The organism is Mariniflexile sp. TRM1-10 (genome assembly GCF_003425985.1).
In the GTDB taxonomy this organism is placed as follows: Bacteria; Bacteroidota; Bacteroidia; order Flavobacteriales; family Flavobacteriaceae; genus Mariniflexile.
In genome coordinates, this window is the sequence record NZ_CP022985.1 from 837,305 (window position 1) to 859,445 (window position 22,141).

General features: G+C 33.8%; 22 protein-coding genes and 1 tRNA gene. 13 read left to right on the forward strand and 10 right to left on the reverse strand.

Translation table 11 applies throughout. From position 1 onward, the window contains the following. Window positions 1-26 precede the first annotated feature (26 nt). Window positions 27-347: a GIY-YIG nuclease family protein gene (locus CJ739_RS03860; RefSeq protein WP_117172727.1), complete on the forward strand. Its 321-nt coding sequence runs from the start codon at window positions 27-29 to the stop codon at window positions 345-347. Window positions 348-424: 77 nt separating this feature from the next. Further along, on the forward strand, window positions 425-1,066 hold the full coding sequence (locus CJ739_RS03865; RefSeq protein WP_117172728.1) for an O-methyltransferase: 642 nt from the start codon (window positions 425-427) through the stop codon (window positions 1,064-1,066). A 62-nt stretch (window positions 1,067-1,128) separates the two neighbouring features. Here the strand turns inward: CJ739_RS03865 and CJ739_RS03870 are convergent, their stop codons facing one another. The 5 genes from CJ739_RS03870 to CJ739_RS03890 all read right to left on the reverse strand — a co-directional run bounded on the left by CJ739_RS03870 (window position 1,129) and on the right by CJ739_RS03890 (window position 6,183). Next, window positions 1,129-1,416, reverse strand: a complete 288-nt coding sequence (locus tag CJ739_RS03870) for a Sec-independent protein translocase subunit TatA/TatB (protein WP_117172729.1) — start codon at window positions 1,414-1,416, stop codon at window positions 1,129-1,131. Window positions 1,417-1,511: 95 nt separating this feature from the next. Beyond that, complete coding sequence (locus tag CJ739_RS03875) at window positions 1,512-3,818, reverse strand: M1 family metallopeptidase (protein ID WP_117172730.1); 2,307 nt, start codon at window positions 3,816-3,818, stop codon at window positions 1,512-1,514. Window positions 3,819-3,925: 107 nt separating this feature from the next. Beyond that, complete coding sequence (locus CJ739_RS03880) at window positions 3,926-4,420, reverse strand: DUF6702 family protein (RefSeq protein WP_117172731.1); 495 nt, start codon at window positions 4,418-4,420, stop codon at window positions 3,926-3,928. A gap of 80 nt (window positions 4,421-4,500) precedes the next feature. Then, entirely contained in the window at window positions 4,501-5,271 is a 771-nt protein-coding gene (locus tag CJ739_RS03885; RefSeq protein WP_117172732.1) for a peptidase associated/transthyretin-like domain-containing protein, read from the reverse strand. 105 nt (window positions 5,272-5,376) lie between these two features. Further along, a complete protein-coding gene (locus CJ739_RS03890) occupies window positions 5,377-6,183 on the reverse strand; it encodes a carboxypeptidase-like regulatory domain-containing protein (protein ID WP_117172733.1) in 807 nt (268 codons plus the stop codon). A 110-nt stretch (window positions 6,184-6,293) separates the two neighbouring features. Between CJ739_RS03890 and pepE the strand changes: the two genes are divergently transcribed. Together pepE and CJ739_RS03900 are read left to right on the forward strand one after the other, a co-directional pair. Then, entirely contained in the window at window positions 6,294-7,001 is a 708-nt protein-coding gene (gene pepE, locus CJ739_RS03895; RefSeq protein ID WP_117172734.1) for a dipeptidase PepE, read from the forward strand. Window positions 7,002-7,643: 642 nt separating this feature from the next. Beyond that, window positions 7,644-10,136, forward strand: coding sequence for a right-handed parallel beta-helix repeat-containing protein (locus tag CJ739_RS03900; RefSeq protein ID WP_117172735.1), 2,493 nt, complete (start codon window positions 7,644-7,646; stop codon window positions 10,134-10,136). A 394-nt stretch (window positions 10,137-10,530) separates the two neighbouring features. Here CJ739_RS03900 and CJ739_RS03905 read toward each other — a convergent pair. Both CJ739_RS03905 and CJ739_RS03910 read right to left on the reverse strand, forming a co-directional pair. Continuing rightward, window positions 10,531-10,603, reverse strand: a tRNA-Gly gene (locus CJ739_RS03905). A 49-nt stretch (window positions 10,604-10,652) separates the two neighbouring features. Beyond that, window positions 10,653-11,078, reverse strand: a complete 426-nt coding sequence (locus CJ739_RS03910) for a GNAT family N-acetyltransferase (protein ID WP_117172736.1) — start codon at window positions 11,076-11,078, stop codon at window positions 10,653-10,655. A gap of 336 nt (window positions 11,079-11,414) precedes the next feature. Here CJ739_RS03910 and CJ739_RS03915 point away from each other — a divergent pair, with 336 nt between their 5' ends. Next, the gene (locus CJ739_RS03915) at window positions 11,415-11,855 is read left to right on the forward strand and encodes a GNAT family N-acetyltransferase (RefSeq protein WP_117172737.1); all 441 of its coding nucleotides are present in this window, start codon (window positions 11,415-11,417) and stop codon (window positions 11,853-11,855) included. A 214-nt stretch (window positions 11,856-12,069) separates the two neighbouring features. Continuing rightward, complete coding sequence (locus tag CJ739_RS03920; protein WP_117172738.1) at window positions 12,070-12,864, forward strand: M48 family metalloprotease; 795 nt, start codon at window positions 12,070-12,072, stop codon at window positions 12,862-12,864. 80 nt (window positions 12,865-12,944) lie between these two features. Here CJ739_RS03920 and CJ739_RS03925 read toward each other — a convergent pair whose 3' ends face one another. Then, window positions 12,945-13,334, reverse strand: a complete 390-nt coding sequence (locus tag CJ739_RS03925) for an ankyrin repeat domain-containing protein (protein ID WP_117172739.1) — start codon at window positions 13,332-13,334, stop codon at window positions 12,945-12,947. A 251-nt stretch (window positions 13,335-13,585) separates the two neighbouring features. On the opposite strand from CJ739_RS03925, the gene gpmI reads away from it, so the two are divergent. The 7 genes from gpmI (at window position 13,586) to CJ739_RS03960 (ending at window position 20,567) form a co-directional block, all read left to right on the forward strand. Further along, the gene (gene gpmI / locus CJ739_RS03930; RefSeq protein WP_117178711.1) at window positions 13,586-15,103 is read left to right on the forward strand and encodes a 2,3-bisphosphoglycerate-independent phosphoglycerate mutase; all 1,518 of its coding nucleotides are present in this window, start codon (window positions 13,586-13,588) and stop codon (window positions 15,101-15,103) included. Window positions 15,104-15,164: 61 nt separating this feature from the next. After that, window positions 15,165-15,569, forward strand: coding sequence for a BT0820 family HAD-type phosphatase (locus tag CJ739_RS03935; protein WP_117172740.1), 405 nt, complete (start codon window positions 15,165-15,167; stop codon window positions 15,567-15,569). A gap of 77 nt (window positions 15,570-15,646) precedes the next feature. Next, the gene (gene map, locus CJ739_RS03940) at window positions 15,647-16,465 is read left to right on the forward strand and encodes a type I methionyl aminopeptidase (protein ID WP_117172741.1); all 819 of its coding nucleotides are present in this window, start codon (window positions 15,647-15,649) and stop codon (window positions 16,463-16,465) included. A 70-nt stretch (window positions 16,466-16,535) separates the two neighbouring features. Next, the gene (locus CJ739_RS20735; RefSeq protein WP_117172742.1) at window positions 16,536-16,646 is read left to right on the forward strand and encodes a GxxExxY protein; all 111 of its coding nucleotides are present in this window, start codon (window positions 16,536-16,538) and stop codon (window positions 16,644-16,646) included. Between the two features lie 151 nt (window positions 16,647-16,797). Continuing rightward, entirely contained in the window at window positions 16,798-17,175 is a 378-nt protein-coding gene (locus tag CJ739_RS03950; protein WP_335645419.1) for a GxxExxY protein, read from the forward strand. 46 nt (window positions 17,176-17,221) lie between these two features. Continuing rightward, window positions 17,222-18,016, forward strand: coding sequence for a class I SAM-dependent methyltransferase (locus CJ739_RS03955; protein WP_117172744.1), 795 nt, complete (start codon window positions 17,222-17,224; stop codon window positions 18,014-18,016). 91 nt (window positions 18,017-18,107) lie between these two features. Beyond that, window positions 18,108-20,567 (forward strand): TonB-dependent receptor, encoded by a 2,460-nt coding sequence (locus CJ739_RS03960; protein ID WP_117172745.1) that lies wholly within the window; start codon window positions 18,108-18,110, stop codon window positions 20,565-20,567. A gap of 142 nt (window positions 20,568-20,709) precedes the next feature. Here CJ739_RS03960 and CJ739_RS03965 read toward each other — a convergent pair whose 3' ends face one another. Together CJ739_RS03965 and CJ739_RS03970 are read right to left on the reverse strand one after the other, a co-directional pair. Continuing rightward, a complete protein-coding gene (locus tag CJ739_RS03965) occupies window positions 20,710-21,684 on the reverse strand; it encodes an FAD:protein FMN transferase (protein WP_117172746.1) in 975 nt (324 codons plus the stop codon). Window positions 21,685-21,694: 10 nt separating this feature from the next. Beyond that, window positions 21,695-22,072, reverse strand: coding sequence for a DUF8840 domain-containing protein (locus CJ739_RS03970; RefSeq protein WP_117172747.1), 378 nt, complete (start codon window positions 22,070-22,072; stop codon window positions 21,695-21,697). Window positions 22,073-22,141 lie beyond the last annotated feature (69 nt).

Here is a 22,141-nt window from a genome sequence, read left to right on the forward strand (position 1 = left end):
CCTCGAGCGCAGTCGAGAGGTTTATTATGAAATCGTATTTTGTTTATATATTAAAATGTTCTGATGGTCTAACTTATACTGGGATGACCAATAATATTTCAAGACGATTTGAAGAACACCAAAAAGGATTGAATAAAACTTGTTTTACTTATAAACGAAGACCTTTAGAGTTAGTGTTTTATCAAGAATTCAATGATGTAAATCAAGCTATATATTTTGAAAAGAAGATAAAAAATTGGAGCTCAAAAAAGAAAATGGCATTAGCTTATGAAGAATATAGTATGTTACAAATTCTAGCTGAGTGTAGAAATGCAACTCATTCAAAATATAATCCAAATACCGAATAGGTCTCGACTGCGCTCGACCTGACAAACCCCGACTGCGCTCGACCTGACAAACCATCAAACTATTTTTTACAACTTTTATGCACTTTTTACCTGAAGAATTAGACAATTATATAGTAGCACATTCTGAAGCTGAACCAGAATTATTACAACAATTAACACGCGAAACCTATCAAAAAATATTACAACCCATCATGCTTAGTGGTCCGTACCAAGGGCGTGTATTGAGTATGATTTCAAAATTAACAAACCCAAACGCTATACTAGAATTAGGTACGTTTACGGGTTATGCAACCTTGTGTTTAGCTGAGGGTTTACAAAAAGATGGCGAAATCCATACCATTGATATTAATGAGGAATTGGTGGATTTTCAAAGGAAATATTTTGATAAGTCTGAATATGGGCACCAAATATTCCAGCATTTGGGCAATGCATTAGATGTTATTCCGAAACTTGAAAAAACGTTTGATTTGATTTTTATTGATGCCGATAAGCCTAACTATGTTAATTACTTTCATTTAATTATAGACAAACTAAACCCTGGTGGTATTATTTTATCGGATAATGTATTGTGGCACGGAAAAGTAGTAGAACCTCTAGATCCTAAAGATGCTTCTACAAAAGCCGTTTTAGATTATAATACGCTTTTAAAAGAAGACCCAAGAATTGAAACGGTTTTATTGCCTATAAGAGATGGGTTGACTATTAGTAGAAAACTTTAATAGTCTTTATAATGCGTTAGGGATGAAGGCTATGGTAACGCACCAATAAATTAGAATGAAATTTACAATTTTCTTTTTACAGAACCTGTAAAATCTCCTAAATCGTCTTTGACACTATCCAATTCCTTTTTAACATCGGAAACAATACTGGTATCGATGCCATTTTTTTCGGCGCTTTTGGTTATCTCGTGCTTAATATCGTTAGTGGCATCTTTAAGTGTACGCATGCCTTTACCCAAATTACGAGCAATTTCAGGCAATTTATCAGCACCAAAAACCATGATAACAATAAATAGTATAAAAGCTATTTCTGCACCACTGATAAATAAAAATGTAGCTTGTAGTATCACGATGCAAATATAGTAAGTTGTTTGAATACTTTTAAAAATTACGACGTTAAATAAAATAAAAAAGCCAACTAATAAGTTGGCCTTTTATTTAAATATTATTCTTTAGCTTTTTCTTTAAAGGTATCAAACTCAGTTGGAACATCTATTTTTGGCCAAGAGTTATTGGAAATATCTATATCGGCAGTTTCTAAATCAGGATCAATTTCAATAGCCGTAATTTCTTTTTCTGAAGCAATCGCTTTACTCACTTCTTTATCGTTTAAACGCCATATTTCAGCAGGATATGTTTCCATTTTCGAAGTACCATCTGCATAGGTAAACTTAACAATGATTGGCATGACAAGACCTCCCGGTTTATTAAATGTGATATTGTAAAAATATTTTGGTGTCTTGATATTTTTACGTTCAGCTTCTGTAAAATTATCCATTAAATATTCTTTAAGAGGCTTCGAATTATCTAATAGTGTTCCATTTTTTAGTTCTTCTTTATAATCATCGCTTCCCTCTTCAACCATATAAACCAAAGGAATAAGATCTTTTACTGTCCGACCATTTTTTTCTAAATACTCCTTGATATATTGATTAGGCTCTGACGATACATAATATTTTTTTACTTCTTTAACCCCGATGTCCACCCAATCGGTGGAGTAAAACCAACCTCTCCAAAACCAATCTAAATCCATTGCAGAGGCATCTTCCATAGTTCTAAAAAAGTCTTCTGGTGTTGGGTGCTTAAACATCCAACGATGTGAATATTCTTTAAATGCATAATCAAACAACTCACGCCCCATTACGGTTTCTCTTAAAATATTTAATGCGGTGGCTGGTTTACCATACGCATTATTTCCGAATTGATATACATTAAGACCTTTACTCATAATTGGGGCAATAAAATCTTGGTCACCACCCATATAAGGCACTATCATACGAGCAGGGCCGCGATCGGAAGGGAATGTTTTGTCTTCTGGCGATAATGCCGAAGGATATTTTTCTCCAAATTCCTGTTCAGCTACATATTGAAGAAAAGTGTTTAAACCTTCGTCCATCCAAGTCCATTGACGTTCGTCGCTATTTACTATCATTGGGAAAAAGTTATGCCCTATTTCATGGACTATGACTCCCATCATGCCATACTTAACACGGTCACTGTATTTGCCATCTTCATCTGGACGACCATAATTCCAGCAAATCATAGGGTATTCCATCCCTTGGTTTTTTGCATGCACCGAAATAGCTTTATGGTATGGGTAATCGAATGTCATCTTAGAATATGATTCTAAAGTACTTGCCACAACTCTAGTTGACCAGTCTTCCCAAAGTGGATTTCCTTCTTTAGGATACATGGACACTGCCATAACATCTTTATTGCCAATTTTAACAGCCATCATGTCCCAAATAAACTTTCTTGATGTTGCAAAAGCAAAATCGCGTACGTTTTCTGCTTTTAGTTTCCACGTTTTTGTTTTCTCTGAAAAGCCTTTTTCAGCAGCTTCAACTTCGGCTTGTGTTACAATTAAAACAGGCTTATCGTATGTCTTTTTTGCCAGTTCGTAGCGATCCATCATGGTTTTGGTAAACACCTCTTTTCTGTTCATCAATTCCCCAGTTCCATCTAAAATATGATCTGCAGGTACTGTAATATTTACTTCGTAATTACCAAATGGAAGCGCAAACTCGTCGCGTCCCCAGAACTGCGAATTTTGCCATCCCTCTACATCATTATATACTGCCATCCTTGGGAAAAACTGAGCAATAACATACGCTCTATTACCATCTTTTTCAAAATATTCGTAACCAGAACGCGCTCTGTCGGTTACGTGGTTATTTATATTATACCACCATTTAATAGAGAATGACGTTTTTCCTCCAGCCTTTAATACTTTAGGTAATTCGACACGCATCATGGTACTATTAACAGTATATTGAAGCGGATTACCACTAGCATCTTTTACTTCTTCGATATTAAAACCGCCATCGAACGGATCTGTCAAGTAATCTTTAACAAAATCTTCTGGTCTTTTAACTTGAGTCACACTACTCTCTTCTATTAAAGGGCTTTTAGAATCTTTAGCACGCTTATTTTGATCTAGCTGAACCCATAAATACTTTAAATCGTCCGGGGAATTATTAAAATAGGTAATGGTTTCAAAACCAGATAGTTTCGTATTTTTATCATCTAAAACAATATCCATTTTGTAATCGGCTTGTTGTTGGTAGTATGCTGCACCTGGTGCACCTGAAGCCGATCGATACATGTTTGGTGTTGAAAACTCGTCATACAACTGCCTAAATTTATTTATATTGGTATGCCCTGGTTTGCGCTCTTGCTTTTCTTGATTTTGGGAAAACAACGATGTCGATATAAAAAATATTGACAAAAAATAATACTTGAATTTTATCATTATAAATTTTTATGCATTAAAAAAATAACAGCTTTTTGCAATTATAATTATTTTATTACTACAAAAAACAAAAAAACACAAAGAATAATAAAATAATTAACTTTTTTTTAGTTGAATTTTAACAAGGCACTAGGGTTTTGACGAAAAAGAATAACGCTTTTTTGCTGTGAATTAATTTTTGTTTTAATGATGTTTTGTTGGTCGCTAAACAAATCGAATAGCACTTCGTTACTAATTTCGAAAGATTCTATTTTTTTAACACCCTCAATTTCCAAATAACATTTAACAATATCTACATCATATTCTTTTCCTATAAAAGACAGATTTGCTTCTTTATTATTAATTTTTATTTTTATTTTTTCATTTAAGTAGCGTTCAATATATAAATCTGTAGTGTTTGACTCGTTTACACTTGCTAAAGTTATAGTCTCGTCATAACGTTCCCTCAATAGCTTTTCTAAATCGTCAATAAAAATTCTTGTTGTAATTTGAACCGATTGTTTGTTTTGCAAATAGTCTATTTGAGTAACACTTATATAATACTTATGAATGGCAACAAAGGATAAAAGAGGAACTATTACTAGTATTAACAGGCGTTTCATATAAGTCTTTTAAGTGAAGTGTTTGTTTTTTGCTAAAGTAATTATTTTACAATGGGTGTTTCAAAAAGTATTCCAAAAAATCATTGTCCATTTAGTTTCAAATTCTCCATATACTGCTTATACTTATGCTTTAAGAATATTAATATTTTAAAATCGGTTTCGTTTTTACAGTATTTAATAAAGTTTTCGTCGTCAGCACAGAAATAGAAGAAATCCATTTTTAATGCTTCATCTAAAGGGTTTGACATAAAAAAATCTTTTGATAATCTTCCTTTTATACTTTGCATCAATGCTTCTCTCTCTTCAAGTTTAACTCTGTTTTTCAACATTTTTGTTCTTCCTGAAATGGCATTTAAAATGGGATTTAATGGTATAAAGCCTGCTCCCGTGGTTGCTTCATTCAGCCGTCGTTCGCTTTGTGTTGCGGGTTTCCCTGTATATCCTGGAATGCCAACATCATAAAAGTTAATAGGGGCATCGCCTTTTACATTTTTAATATCTGAAAGCAAATTCCCTGTAAGCACTCTGCCAACAATAACCTCATCCAACTCGTTAACTTGCTCATCTAAAGCAATCTTAATGGCTTTAAACAACACCATGTTTTTATCTACAACCACCGTTTTTGGTTGGTGCTGTATAGATGAAAATATTATGGTATCATTCAAACTGGCTGAGATTTTAAATTCGCCTTTGTTATTTGTTATGGTAAAAACTTGTGCTGTTTTATTTATGACATGTATATTTTCTACCTCAATTTTACTATCTACTTTTCCTGAAATTTCTACGGATTGTGAAAAAGTAACTTGGTACAAAAAAAGAAAAACAAGAATACTAAATCTGATAGTTGGCATATTTATAGTTTGGTCCGATAAATAACGTACACAAACTCTTAAATAAAATGAAAAACCATTTTAAACTTTTGTTAAAGTGTTAATGTTTAATCTAAACATTAACAATTAATTGCCTTCTATAATATCCAAAAATTGTAAACTTTTATCATAAAGTAATTGTAAGAACTCCATTTCCTTTCCGTAATTAAGTAATGAATAATCGAAATTTTCGTTTTCAACATACCTAATAAACTCTTCAACCCTATGCTCTGGAATACCAAAATTATCAACCAAGAACTCTGAAGCAAAATAGTATTTTATTGCTTCCACAGGAACTTCTGGAACTCCTAAATCCTTTTTATTTTTAACTTCCGATCTAAATAAAGGAATCAACAATTGATCGACAACATTAACAATATTAAGTCCATTAATCATTGTTTGCCTCTGAGAGTTCATAGCTGTATTACTTACTGCCGACTTATAATCGGTTTTAAAATCATATGCGTCACTATGCTTAATACCAAAATACAAGGCATCCAATTTTGGACTAAATGTTTTGGTTGATTTTATATCTGTTACTAAATCTCCTGACAAACCCTTTGTCTTTACAACAACTTCATCTAGTCTGTTAATTTCTTCAATTAAAAAAATTTTCATGGATTTTGACTTGAGAATAGCCTCGCTAACATAAAAATTGATGTTTTGGAATTGCAATGCGCTAACTTCTATAAAATCATTTAAACCAACTGTTATAACAAACTCACCATTTTCATCTGTTATAGCGGCAGTATTTGACGATTTGTTAAAAATAGTTATTCCAGAAATATCGTTACTTTCAACAATTAGCTTTCCATTAACCTTAACCCGCTTTATATCCTGCGATATTACTTGAAAACCAACCAACAACGTAAATAAAAATATAATTTTTTTCATGTTTTTTTCTTTAAAAATAGTTCTTAATAACTAATTCTGTAACTAGATCCTAATAATATTTTGTAAAAACCTTCAAAGGTCTAACTTTACAAAACAAATTTAACAACTTAATGAAAAACATAATTATAGCTAGCACATCAACCGTTCATGGAAGTGGTTATTTAGAATATATTTTACCCGAATTAACCCTGTTTTTAAAAAACGCCAGAACTATTTTGTTTATTCCCTATGCAAGACCAAGCGGTATTTCTCACGATGACTATACAAAAAAAGTAGCAGAAGCCTTCGTAAAAATTAATAAAGCCGTAAAAGGTATCCATGAATTTGAAAACCCTATTGAAGCCATTAAAACTGCCGAAGCTATATTTGTTGGTGGTGGCAATACCTTTGTTTTGACCAGTCAATTATATAAAAATAATTTAATTGAAGCACTTCAAACTACTATAAAAAATGGCACGCCCTATTTAGGAACCAGCGCGGGCAGTAATATTTGCGGTCTCACCATAAAAACCACTAACGATATGCCTATTGTATACCCACCAAGTTTCAATGCCCTAGCGTTTGTACCTTTCAATATCAACCCGCATTATTTAGACCCTGATACCGACAGTACCCACATGGGTGAAACCAGAGAAACCAGAATAAAGGAGTTTCATAACTTTAATACACCTCCTGTAATAGGCTTGCGCGAAGGCAGTTGGTTGAATGTAAATGGCACCTCTATAGTTTTAAAAGGCACATTAACCGCTCGTATATTTGAATATAACAAAACACCTTACGAAGTTGAACCAGAAACCCAACTGAATCATTTAAAATAGCATCATTGGGTCGTACCCATTGGGTCGGGCTATCTGTTGCAAGTCCTCGCTCATACCTTGCTGCGGGCTTTCCACATCAAATGCAAACATTCACGATTTCGTTAATTTAAAATATTAACCTCAGAGTAATTCCTCACGCAACCAAAAGAAACTGTAGAACATAAAAACCACATTCCTATGATGGATACGGAGTTTCTTTCGGCTAAACTTAAGATAAACTTCTCCTCCGCTGGTACAAGTAGAATATTTACAAAACTTATGCTACCATCAGTCAAGATACTCGCACCCATATCATTAAGTTAAGCGTGTTTATTCTAAATTGTCACATTGAGCCTTTCGTCTTAACTTAATGACATTGTACCCGCACCAGCGAGGGCGCCAATTAAACAAATTCTACACATTTTTTTCACTTGAAAGATTTGTATAGAAAAGCCCCTTTTTTTAATAATAAATTTAGATCTCTTCTTTTTTTAAGAACAACTAAATCTACACAAAAAAGCTACATATATTAATTTAATCGTATTTTTTTCACATATAAAAGAGCATATTCTGAATAAATCATTAAAAAAGTAGGAAAAAACAAAAAATAAACATTAGTTTTAGCAATCGATTACATTAACTAATTTTAAAAACTAATTATTTATGAAAACAAATGCACTTTCGGGAATGCTTGCAGTTTTATTATTTCTGCCTTTATTTCTTTTTTCACAATCAACAATTTACGTATCACCCAATGGGTCATCGAGCAACTCAGGAACACAATCCTCCCCAACGACTCTAGAGAATGCTATTAGTAATTTATCTTCTGGTGGAACTATCTATATGGAAGGCGGTCTTTACAATTATACATCAACAATTGTAATATCTTCAAATGGATCTTCTGAATCATTAAACAACGTTTTTGCTTATAACGGAACACCTGTTATTAATTTCTCATCTTTATCAGAAAGTTCATCCAACAGAGGTCTTGTTTTAGATGGTGACTACTGGCATTTTAAAGGCATAATCATTGAAGAAGCAGGCGATAATGGCATGCTATTATCTGGGAACAATAATATAATTGAAGAATGTATTTTTCGTAAAAACCACGATACAGGACTTCAATTAAGCCGTTATAGTAGTTCTGCCAATTCAATTAGTGAATGGCCTTCAAATAATCTAATATTAAATTGTGAAGCTTATGACAATCGTGATTCTGGCAATGAAAACGCAGATGGATTTGCAGCGAAACTGACGTGTGGCACAGGAAACATCTTCCGTGGCTGTGTAGCACACCATAATATTGATGATGGATGGGATTTATATACTAAAAGTGAAACCGGACCAATAGGCCCAATATTATTTGAAGATTGTATTGCTCATAGTAATGGAATATTAACTACAGGCGGGACTTCCGGAGGCGGAGATAAAAACGGATTTAAACTTGGATCTACGTCCAATACAGTAAATCATATTGTACGACGTAGTATTGCTTATAATAATGGGAAACATGGATTTACAGATAATGGGAACATTGGTGCTATAGAATTTTCTAACAATACTTCATATAATAATGCCAGTTATAATTTCCATACCAGAGATAATGCCAGCCATGTATTTAAAAATAATCTTTCTTTTAATAATTCAACAAACGATCGTATTCGGGGAGATGCCTCAGCTCCAAACTCTTTCATAGGGGCAACAGGAGGATTTACTGTCGATAGCTCTGATTTTGAAACCTTAACACCAGGTTCTGATGCAGCCCCTACTTCAAATGGATTTCTTAACTTAAAATCGGGAAGTGATTTAATTGATTCTGGAGTAACAACATCTGGCATTAGCTATAATGGATCCAATCCTGATTTAGGTGCTATTGAATTCGGGGAAACTACTACAGCACCAGACCCTGAAGTTATTCTTACTGCTACCGCTGGAGATGCTTCAGTAAGTTTAAGCTGGAGTGTAAGTAACTTAACGGCTTCTACTTATGAGGTATATCGTGATATAGATCCTGATCCAAGTGGAAGATTAAAGTTAGCAAACATAGCGGATCCCAGTATAACCAGTTATACTGATAATACAGCAAGTAATGGAACCACCTATTATTATTGGGTAAAAGTGAATGGTTCCGTTAACTCTAATGCAGCATCAGCAACACCATCAGGGGGAGCATCTCCTTCTATTGATCTTACAGCAAGTGCAGGAGACGCTTCTGTAAGTCTTGATTGGACAATAAGTAATCTTTCTGTTACACGAATAGATGTTTATCGGGATATCGATTCCGATCCTAGTGGACGAGTTAGAATAGGAACCAACCTAGACTTATCTGCCAGAAGTTATACCGATGATACAGCAATTAATGGCACCACATATTATTATTGGATAAAAGTTAGAGGTACTGATGGTATTGATTACAATTCAAACGCAGCATCAGCAACACCATCAGGTGGAAGTTCAGGAGGTAGTTCTACTACTCGTATTGAAGATACAGATCCAGGAACAATTTCCTACGACGGATCATTAAAATCATATACGTCAGCAGATAATGGTACAGCTATTAACCTTTCAAATAATATGGGTGAAGAAATCGTTTGGAATTATAACGCTTCTTCTTCAGGAACTTATCAATTAACGTTTAGGTATACCAGAAAAGCAACCATGAACAGTTCTGTAACTATTATTGTTAACGGTTCTTCCCAAACTTTATCTTTATCTGAAACAACAAGCTCTGGATTTACAACTTCTACAGTATCAGCAAGCTTAAATAGTGGTAATAATGAGATTATCCTTAGAACAAATGCTGGTGGTGAAAGTGCTGATATTGATTGGATTGAAATTACAGGAGGATCAAGTTCGCGTAATTCAGGAAAAAACACCAATACAGCTGGGGAAACCGTTGTAGAAGAAATCCCTACATTACAAGATGCAACATTATTGGTTTATCCTAATCCAACTAGTGATTTTATTACTGTAAGATTACCTTCAATCCAAAGAAGTAGCATCTATGTTTTTAATTCTATTGGACAATTGATTTACTCAAAAGAGTCAAAAGAAGAAAGACAAGATATAGATATGAGAAATTTTCATAAAGGCCTTTATTTTATAATGATTCATCATGGAGAAAAAGAAATTTTGAAAAAGATTATTAAAAAATAATTATTTCACACAGTTTATTGTGATACTACCTCGGTTATTAGCTGTATAGCTAATAACCGATTTTTTTAATATCAGAGACTGTCTAAAACAAAAACAAACGGGCTTGCAACAAAAAGACAGCAACTACATACTTTTGAACAAAACCTGTCTGACTAGATTTCTGAAACTTTTAGACCGGGTTCCCTTCGTCTGCGCTCAGGATAAACTTCTCACCCTACACTTTTAATAACGACGAAATTCAGCATAAAAAAAGCCTCTCCGTTTAAGTGAAGCTTTTAGAGCGGGAGACCGGGTTCCCTTCGTCTACGCTCAGGATAAACTTCTCACCCTACTCTTTTTAATAACGACGAAATTCAGCATAAAAAAAGCCTCACCGTTTAAGTGAAGCTTTTAGAGCGGGAGACCGGGTTCGAACCGGCGACATTCAGCTTGGAAGGCTGACGCTCTACCAACTGAGCTACTCCCGCAATTCTAACGCAAATATATAAAAACAGTTTCTTAAGTAACAAGAAAAAGTTATAGCTTTTTTAAAAAATGATAGCCTAAAATATTAAAGCCTTCATTGTAATAAAATTTATGTGAAGCATGGTTACTTATGTAAGTATTCAATTCGATTGATTCACAGCCATTTACTTTAGCATAATTATAAATCCATTTAAAAAATGCTTTACCTAAACCTTTTCCTCTATAAGCATCTTCTATATACACATGGTCTACTTCTACACTTTTTCCTGAATAATGTCTTGTGCAAAACCATAACCCGCAAATGCCAATTATTTTGTTTTCATCATAAATACCCGCACATTCATAATTTTGATTTACCATTTCCGAAAACCGATCTATTAAAACACTTGAAGGCACTTTATAATCGTTCAGTTTTTCAACCAACGGAATTATAGTGTAAATCTCATTTTTTTCAATAATTTTAAATGCAAAAGACATCGTTATTTTTTATGTGAATATAAATAATTTAGAATGTGTAATTCGAACTCATTTAAACTTTTTTGATTGACGCGAAAATTAGTCATTTTTTGCTCGGTTGAAGGCTTTTTTGAGTTGCATAGCAGGGCTAAGGAAGGAAGAAAAGACAGGACAGAGCGTTAAGAAATAGTCCTGTGGACTGTTTTAGTGAAATCGAAGATTCGGCGTAGCCAATGGGCCAGGAGGCGCATGGACAAAAAAGGACAATTTTTTAGCCAATTGTGAAAAGTTTAAACGAGTTCTACATCAAAAACATAATTTTGTTTATGTTTGATATAACCTTATTCGTACCAAAACTTGAATTATACTATAAAGGACATATCTGCAACAGAAGCTTACACCGTTAGACATCCTGTTTTACGAAATGGCAAACCTATTGATTCTTGCATTTTCGATGGTGATAATTTAAGCTCGACTTTTCATTTAGGTGTTTTTATAGACAATAAATTAGTAGGTGTTTGTTCTTTTTTTAAATGTAACCACCAATTACTTACCGAAGAATTTCAATACCAACTTAGAGGAATGGCTGTTTTAAATACCTATCAAAACAAAGGATTAGGCAACGTGATTTTAAATTATGGGGAAACTTTATTAAAGGAAAAAAATATGAACGTTATTTGGTGCAATGCCAGAGAAAAAGCCTTGAACTTTTACAAAAAAATGGGATATAAAATCATTGGGGAACCTTTTAATATTAAAGATATTGGTTTGCATTACGTGATGTGGAAAAAATTATAGATAAAACCACAAACTATTTTAGAAACTGTTTAAGTTTTGTTTATTGATGCTTTTTTGAATTATTTTTGGATCAGATGAGGCGGATTTTTTTTTAATAGCAGAGCTATTAGAAAAAAATTCAACGAAATATGGGTCAAAAAGAAACAAAAAATGGCTTTTAGATAAAATTTAAACAGTTTCTTAGTAATTTTATTTTTTTTAAGAAGCAAAAAAAATGAGAAGCAAAAACCTGAAGATTAGACTATTAATTGGTGCTGCCATTGCGCTCTTTTTCGTATTTAAAAGATATAGCCAACAAGAAGTAAATCCCTATACCGGGAGAACCCAAACCATTTCAATGAGTTCAGACGAAGAAATTGCTATTGGGTTAGAAAGCGCTCCGCAAATGGCACAACAACACGGTGGTTTATATCCTAATAACGAATATCAGGCTTTTGTTGATAATGTTGGCAACAAATTAATTAATAACAGCATTGCAAAACAAACACCTTACAAATATGAATTTCATTTATTGGCAGACCCTAATACCATAAATGCTTTTGCGCTTCCTGGAGGGCAAGTTTTTATCACGTATGCTTTATTTTCAAAATTGGAAAACGAAGACCAGCTCGCAGGCGTTTTGGGGCATGAAATTGGGCATGTTTTAGGCAGGCATAGTGCCGAACGCATAGCAGAAAGCGACTATTGGCAAGGCTTAGCAACTGCTGGCTCTGTTGGTGCCGATATGGGCGAAATGGTAGCCGGTATTGGGCAAAACACCCTACTTACAAACGGTAGGGATGACGAATTGGAAAGTGATGATTTAGGTGTGCTCTTTATGATTAAAGCTGGCTATAACCCAGAAGAAATGATCGGTGTTATGGAAATTTTAAAAGCCGCCGCAGGTCCTAATAGAATTCCTGAATTTCAAAGCACCCACCCAGACCCAAACAATAGAATAGAAAAAATTAGAGAAGCTATTTCTAAATACAAAAAAAACCCTGAAATACAGGGTTTTAAGAGTGACTAACTCAAAATAATCATATAGAACTCATCTTGACTTTTCCTATTTTCTAAAAAAGTCAAGATGAGTTCATAAAAAGATTCTAATTATTTTTTTGATAATGCTTGCTCAATAATAGCATAAGCATCGGTAGCTCCATGTAATTTCGCATAGTCAGCTGCCGTCATTTTTTTATCAGATTTTGCTTTTAAATTGGCTCCTTTGGCAATTAAAAGTTCTAAAATTTCAGTTCTGTTGTATTTAGCAGCATACATAACTGGGGTCATGCCATTAGATTTTTGATTCACATCTTCGCCTAGCGACAATAGTTTTTTAACAGTTTCTATATCGCCTTTAGCAATAGAAACACAAAATGAATTCACTTTGAAAACGGGTAATACGCTATAATTTTCAACGTTTAAATTGGCTGTTTTTGCATGAACAGTTCCCATAGAGAAACATAATGCGATTGCAGAAAAAAGGATTGTTTTTTTCATGATGAAAGATTTTTTGATTTTGATTAATGATTCGTTTTTTGATATATTTAAGAGACGACTAAAATTCTATTCTGTTACACAAAAAATAGTTTATAACAGATTTTTAACGTTTAATTCACATATTTTTAACGGATTTCATATTTTTTAAGTTTCTTTTAAAAATGAAGATTCCCAGTGTTTTTCAATTCGTTTTTTAATCGTATTCTACCAAACTTCAGTATCTTTGAATTCTGTTAAAAATGTTAAAAACAATGAATAAAAAAGTCATCTTAATGATACTTGACGGTTGGGGAAACTCTCCAGATCCTAAAGTTTCAGCTATCGATCATGCAAATACACCTTTCATAGATTCTTTATATAAAAAATACCCTTTCGCTACCTTGAGAACCGATGGTTTACATGTTGGTTTACCAGAAGGACAAATGGGAAATAGCGAAGTCGGCCACATGAATTTAGGCGCTGGTAGAATTGTGTATCAAGATTTGGTTAAAGTTAATTTAGCTGTTAAAAACAAAACTTTAAATACCGAAAAAGTATTGGTGGATGCCTTTAATTATGCAAAAAACAATAATAAAGATGTTCATTTTTTAGGCTTATTAAGTGATGGCGGCGTACACTCACACATTAAGCATTTATTTGGATTGATTGATGCTGCCAACGATTTCGGACTTAAAAACACCTACATTCATGCTTTTACAGATGGTCGTGATGTTGATCCAAAATCTGGATTTGGTTTTTTAACGGCATTAGAAAGTCATTTAGAAAACACCAATACGAAATTGGCAACCGTAACAGGACGTTATTATGCTATGGATAGAGATAAACGTTGGGAACGTGTAAAACTCGCCTATGATGCTTTAGTGAATAGTATCGGCGAAAAATCGACTAACGTTACAAAAACAGTTCAAAATAATTACGAAAATGATGTTACCGATGAGTTTATCAAGCCTATCATTATGGTTGATAAAGATGGTGAACCCGTTGCTAAAATTAAAGATGGTGATGTTGTTATCTTTTTCAACTTTAGAACAGACCGTGGTAGAGAGCTAACCGAAGCCTTATCACAACAAGATTTTCATGAACAAAACATGCATAAATTGAACTTGCACTATGTAACGCTTACAAATTACGACGATACCTATAAAAATGTAAACGTCATTTTCAATAAAGATAATTTAACTGAAACCTTAGGTGAAGTTTTAGAAAAATACAACAAAAAACAAATCCGTATAGCAGAAACCGAAAAATACCCACACGTTACGTTCTTTTTCTCTGGCGGACGCGAAGAACCTTTTAAAGGCGAAACCCGCATTTTACGAAACTCTCCAAAAGTGGCTACCTACGATTTAAAACCTGAAATGAGCGCCTACGAACTACGAGATGCCTTAATACCCGAACTTCAAAAAGGCGAGGTAGATTTTGTATGCTTAAATTTTGCAAATGGTGATATGGTTGGACATACCGGTGTTATGGAAGCTGCTATTAAAGCTTGTGAAGCCGTAGATGTATGCGTAAAAGACGTAGTGACCACAGCTCTTGAAAATGGTTACACTACGCTACTTATTGCCGACCACGGAAACTGTGAAACCATGATAAACCCAGATGGCACACCAAATACAGCACACACAACAAACCCTGTTCCTGTCATTTTAATTGATAATGATTTAAAATCTATTGAAGATGGCGTTTTGGGAGATGTAGCTCCTACTATTTTAAAACTAATTGGTGTAGAGCAACCTGAGGCTATGACGCGACACGCTTTAGTATAGAGGTATTTAGATAATAAATTATTGTACTTTTGCGTTAAACCCAAATGTATTATAATTTATAATGAAATTTTCTGAACACTTAATTATTGCCGTTGATTTTGATGGCACCATTGTTGAAGACGCCTACCCTAAAATAGGAAAACCAATGATGTTTGCTTTTGAAACGCTGAAAAAACTTCAAGAACAAGGGCATCGTCTAATTTTATGGACTTACAGAAATGGTTCAAGATTAGACGAAGCCGTACGTTTTTGCGAAGAAAACGGCGTGCATTTTTATGCCGTAAATAAAAGTTTCCCTGAAGAAACATTCAATGGCAACATGAGCAGAAAAATTCATGCTGACTTATTTATAGATGATAGAAATATTGGTGGTTTTTTAGGCTGGGGCGAAATTTATCAAATGCTAACCAATACCAATCCACCACTACCTGAAAAGAAGAAAAGCCTTTTTAGTTTCTTCAAATAAACATATCAAAAAAATCACTACCACTAATAAAAAGCCAATATCAGCATTTTAAGTATCTTTGCCATTATTTTTTAAGTATGATTATAGTAAAAACAAAAGAAGAAATAGAATTAATGCGCGAAAGTGCTTTAATCGTATCGAAAACTTTAGGTGAAGTTGCAAAAGCCATCAAACCAGGTGTTACTACTTTACAGCTCGATAAAATTGCAGAAACCTGTATTAGAGACCACGGTGCCATCCCTGGTTTTTTAGGATTGTACGATTTTCCAAACACCCTTTGCATGAGTCCGAACACCCAAGTGGTACACGGTATTCCGAATAACACACCTTTGGTAGAAGGTGATATTATTTCTATAGATTGTGGTGCTTTAAAAAATGGTTTTTATGGTGATCATGCTTATACATTTGCTGTTGGAGCCATAGACCCCGAAACCGAAAAGCTACTTCAAGTTACCAAAGAATCCTTATATGTTGGTATTCGCGAATTTAAAGTAAACAATCGTGTAGGTGATGTTGGCTATGCCATACAAAAATATTGCGAAGACCACGGTTATGGTGTTGTTAGGGAATTGGTTGGCCATGGTTTGGGTAAAAAAATGCATGAAGACCCCGAAATGCCAAATTACGGCAAACGCGGTCGAGGTAAAAAGTTTGTTGAAGGTATGGTGGTTGCCATTGAACCCATGATTAATATGGGAACGCACCGTATTAAACAACATAACGACGGTTGGACCATCACTACTTTAGACAATAAACCAAGCGCACATTTTGAACATGATGTTGCCATAGTTGATGGAAGACCAGAACTGCTTTCAACCTTTTCTTATATTTATGAAGCTTTAGGTATTGAAAGTGATGAAGAAAATGAATTTAGACAGAAGGCTTTAGTACTCTAGCTATTACACAGAGTTTCACAGAGAATTCGCAGAGAATTCGCAGAGAATTCGCAGAGTTTCGCAGAGAAATATGGAAGATAAATTAACTAGGAAAATCATAGGTGCAGCAATTGAGATACATAAAACCTTAGGACCTGGATTATTGGAATCTGTTTACCAAGAATATTTGTTTTTGAATTGAAGTCTATGGGGCTTAACGTGTTAAAAGAAGTCTCTCTTCCAATTATTTATAAAGACATAAAATTAGATCATGGTTAAAGAATTGATTTCACAGAGATACACAGAGTTTTCACAGAGATACACAGAGAGTTATTAATATCCATTGGACTATTTTGTATAATAAAATAACAGAAAACATTATAGGGGCAGCAATTGAAGTTCACAAAACTTTAGGTCCTGGCTTGTTAGAATCCGCTTATCAAGATTGTTTGCATTATGAATTGACTGAAATGGGTTATTTCGTTAAAAAAGAAGTAACACAACCTATCATTTATAAAAACATTAAATTAGACCATGGTTATAGGATTGATTTGCTTGTAGAGAATTTAATTGTTATTGAATTAAAGACTGTTGAAAATTTTACCGATGTACATACTGCCCAAATTTTAACCTATTTGAAATTAGGCAATTATCCTATAGGCTTGTTACTGAACTTTCACACTAAACTGTTAAAAAACGGAATAAAAAGATTTATAAACGATACCGATTAGTTCTCTGTGAAACTCCTTTTCTTTGTGAATCTTTGTGTAACAACTTATGAAAAAACTCTTCAAATTCATTTTAAATCTAGTTCCAAGACCTATATTAATTAGGTTAAGTTACATAGCACGTCCTGTTTTAGCTTTTTTCTTAAAAGGAAATACCTTTACAGACCCTATAGATGGCAAGCGTTTTAAAACCTTTTTACCTTACGGCTACGGCAAACAACGCAATAATGTCTTATCGCCTTCAACTTTAAGTTTAGAACGTCACAGGTTATTATGGTTGTATTTAAAAAACGAAACCGACTTTTTTTCGGCAGATACTGAAACAAGTTCAGCACAGAGAAAAAAGGTACTTCATTTTGCACCGGAACAATGCTTTTTAAAACGCTTTAGAAAGCTAAAAAATTTAGACTATACTACAACAGACTTACTGTCACCAATTGCCGATGTTAAAGCCGATATTTGCAATCTACCGTTTCAAGACAATACCTATGATGTGATTCTTTGTAATCATGTTTTAGAACACATTTCAGATGACACAAAGGCAATGCAAGAATTGTATAGAGTGATGAAAGTTGGTGGTATGGGTGTTTTTCAAATTCCTCAAGATTTAAATAGAGAAAAAACTTTTGAGGACAACTCGATAACCGATAAGAAAGAACGTGCTAAAATATTTGGACAATACGACCATGTACGGATTTATGGGCGTGATTATTTTGACAAGTTAAGAGGCATCGGCTTTAAGGTTGAAGAAGTAGATTATACAGCAACACTTTCCGCGGAAGCGATAGAAACCTATTGTTTAGCAAAAGGGGAGATTATTCCTGTGGTACGAAAACAACTCTGAATTAATAGCTAATGGACATTAAATGGATATACAATAAGATTTTTGCATATCTTTATTTTTATTGAAACTTTTTAGCAAAATTTAGATTTTAATGTTTGAATCTTTTAATAGAAATTACCGTTCCCTTTATTTTTTATTGACTCTTTTAACATTTGTTTCTTTACATGCACAGGACAAAAAAACGGCTTACGATATAGAAAAAATATATCTTCACACGGACAGGTCAAGGTATTTTATGGGCGAAGACCTATGGTACAAAGCCTATAATGTAGATGTATACAACAATTTACTTTCAAATCACAGCAATGTACTGTATGTGGAATTGATTTCTCCTGATTCTAATATTATAGCGAGAAATAAGACCAATTTAGAAATGGGTCTTGGGCATGGCGATTTTAAATTGACAGATTCTGTTGGCGTAAAGCCTGGGGTTTACCAAATACGGGCCTATACCAATTGGAATAGAAATTTTGGAGAAGATTTCGTATTTAAAAAGAACGTAGAGATCATTGATATTTTTGATGCGCATTTTAATCCTAATAAACTACAGGTGACTCCTACCAATGGTGTAATATCTGAAACCCATAAACAAAACATATTTAAAATTGATTTCTTCCCTGAGGGTGGTTCTTTATTGAAAAACGTGGCCAGTGTTGTTGGGTTTAAGGCTGTTGGCAGTAATGGTAACCCTATAAATGTTGAGGGAGAGGTTTATGATTCCGATAACGAATTGGTGACCTCATTTACGAGTGTCCATGATGGTATGGGGCAATTTCAAATGATACCGATTAGCGGGAAACAGTATTACGTAAAAATTAGAACACAATCGGGGATAGAATTACGTAAAACACTCCCCAAAGCACTTGATCAGGGCTATTTGTTGAGCTTTAAGATATTTAAAGGTAGAAACATAATCTCTATAAATACCAACCAAGAAACCTTGAAGCAGGTCTCTAATCATGAGTTAACACTTGTTTGTAAATCAAAGGGCGTTACGTATTTAGAAAGCCAATTAAACCTAAGGGAAACTACATTGTCTTTTGAACTGTCAAAGGCTAAAATACCTGAAGGTATAAACCAGATTACTTTATACGACAGCAAAAACAGACCACAAAGTGAACGTTTAGTGTATGTTGAAAAAGAACATGATTTGGAAGTCAGCTTAGAAACAGATAAGACAAGTTACAAACCCAACGAAAAAGTTAACATAAACGTGACCTCAAAATCAAAATCGGGAGCGACTAAATCGGCTAGTTATTCATTAAGTGTAACGGATATGAATGGGGTTGAAAACAATATAGACTATGGAACGACCATAAGTTCGTATTTTTTGATGGAGTCGGACATTCGTGGACAAGTACATCATCCTTCCTATTATTTTACCCCTGAAAACTCAAAACGGTTAGAGCATTTAGATAATTTACTCTTAACCCAAGGTTGGCGTGATTTTATATGGAAAACGCTGCAAAAACCAAAAGATAGTATGATATATAAAGTCGAAAAAGGTTTTACCATATCGGGTCGGACAAAGCAGGTTTTCGGCAAAAAACCTTTAATAAATAATCATGTTACACTGGCATTAATGAACGGCAAAAACTTTAATGCGTTTAGTACAACTACCGATACCTTAGGTGGTTTTAAATTTGAAGATTTGTTGTTTTCGGGAAAAACCAACTTACAGTTAAACTCAAGAAATGAGAAAGGGAAATTTTCAGGAAAAATTTTGCTGGATTCTATAGAACAACCTCCAATGAAAGCTTCTTTCAAAAGCAAATCAAGAAGTCTTCCTAAAGAAGAAGGGGTAGTAGATCATGTATATAAAAAATATATTAATTTTGGAATTCAACCAGAAAACGTACTAGACGAAGTAGAAATTGTTGGAAAAAAGAGAAACGATATAGTGGTTTTCCATGGATTAGTGGATAATAGTTATATAGCAGATGAAGAAACTAAAACGTATGCTGATATTTATCAACTTATTCAACAAAAAATACCTGGTGTTACTCTTTCTTCAGATGGAAACGGCGTTGTTGCGAGGTATCCATATGGTAGGTATATATTGTTTTTTAATCGTTATGCTACCGAGCCCATAATTTTAATAGATGGTTTTCCAATTGTTGACAAAACCCAATTTGAAGATGTAGACCCCGATGAGATTGAAAAAATTGAGGCTATTCGGGGAGCTCAAGCCATGGCTTATTATGGTGAAGAAAGTAGTAGTGGGCTTATAGCTATTTATACCAATCGGCATTTAGGAAATAAACCTAAAAAAGATGCTATTTCTACAGTAAAAAAAGAAATAGAAGGCTTTTATGAGGCAAGAACTTTTTATGTTCCAAACCCAGAAAAAAACAATTTAGAAGCGGATAAAAAGACAGAGGCTAGAAACACGATTTATTGGACACCGTATCTACATCCCGATAAAAAAGGTCTTGCCAATGTAAGTTATTACAATGCTGGTGTTGAAACCAAAGTAAAAGTCGCTTTAGAAGGTATAACCTCTAGTGGTACTCCTGTGGTTAAAAACACTTATTATACTATTAGAAAATAAGAAGATTTTTAACAGTATTACTGCTTTTTACTGATTTTCAAAGTAGGGTGATGTTGTTTGATAAAAACAGATTACAAAAAGACACATTCAGACCAACTGAAAAGTATTATGATAGTGATGACATGATAGGTCTAGGAGTCATTCATTTTTCAGGGAAACCGTTAAAACTTAAAGTTTCCAACGCCTTTTCATCATTTTCAAAAATAAAAAATACTTTCAGTTCGGGATGCGATTTTAAAAAGGCTTTTACTTTTTCAATACCCATGGCTTTAAATGCTGTCGCATAGGCATCGGCAGTCATACAATCGTTTGCTATAACAGAAATACTTAACAAATTGGTTTTACTTGGGTAGCCCGTTTTGGCATCTATAATATGTGCGTAACGGTTACCTTCGACGTCTACTTTAAACTTCCTGTACGTTCCGGAAGTTGCCATAGCTTCATTATGCACCCCAATAGCTTTTAGAATGGATTGTTCACCATCAAAGTGAGGCATTTCAATCCCAATTTTCCAAGGTGCTTGTTTTTCTGTGTTTTCTCCTTTGGCTCGTATTTCACCACCTATCTCAACCAGATAGTTTTTTATGTTCTTGTTTTCTAAAAACTCGCCAATAACATCAACACCATAACCTTTTGCAATGGCATTAAAGTCTATAAAAGTTCCTACTGGTTTTATAATTTTATTACCATATCGCTTTACTTTATCCAAACCAACCGACACCATTAAGCTATCAATTTTTAAACTATCCAAATTGACAATTTTACCTTCTGGACCAAAATCCCATGCGTTTACAACCGCACCAATAGTAGGGTCAAAAACACCATTTGTTTGTTTATGGATGACTTTTGAAGCTTCAAAAACCTTAATAAAATGAGCATCTACAAGACTATCTTCGTTTCTATTTAGTTTAGAAATATCAGAATTTGTTTGATAGGTAGACATCGATTTATTTATCACATAGAACAAACTATCTATCTGCGATTGGTAATTAATTTCAGAATCATAAATTATAGAATAACTAGTGCCAAAAACGGGGCCTGAAAGTTTTGTATTTACAGCCTCTTGTTTACAAGAAAACACAAAAACAAATAAGAGTAAACTGTATATTATCTTCATATTTTCACCACTAGTTCAGATTAGTTTCCAAAACTTGTATGCCATTATATTCAAGCAAATATTCCTGATTTAGATAAATAGGTTCCTTTTCGCCAGCTACATTCCCAATACCAACACCGGCATAAAGCACTTTGGCGTCTTTTTCCCTGGCATGTTTTTTAAAAGCTTCCATCCAAACAACGTCATAATTATTAGGATTATCAGGTAAAATCACAGCTCTAACAATGACAAAATAATATTGTTTATTCTTATCTATACAAACAAATTGCGGATGCTTTTTTAGTTTACTGTTTATAGCTATAAACTCAAAACCACGTTGCTCCAAATCTTTACCAACATGGTTCATAGCTAAGTTGTGTAATTCTTGCTCTGTAAGTGCTTTACTCATACTACAAAAATATATTAAAATTTTGCCTATGCCAAAATTAAAAAATGTTTAACTTTAAAATGGCTTACT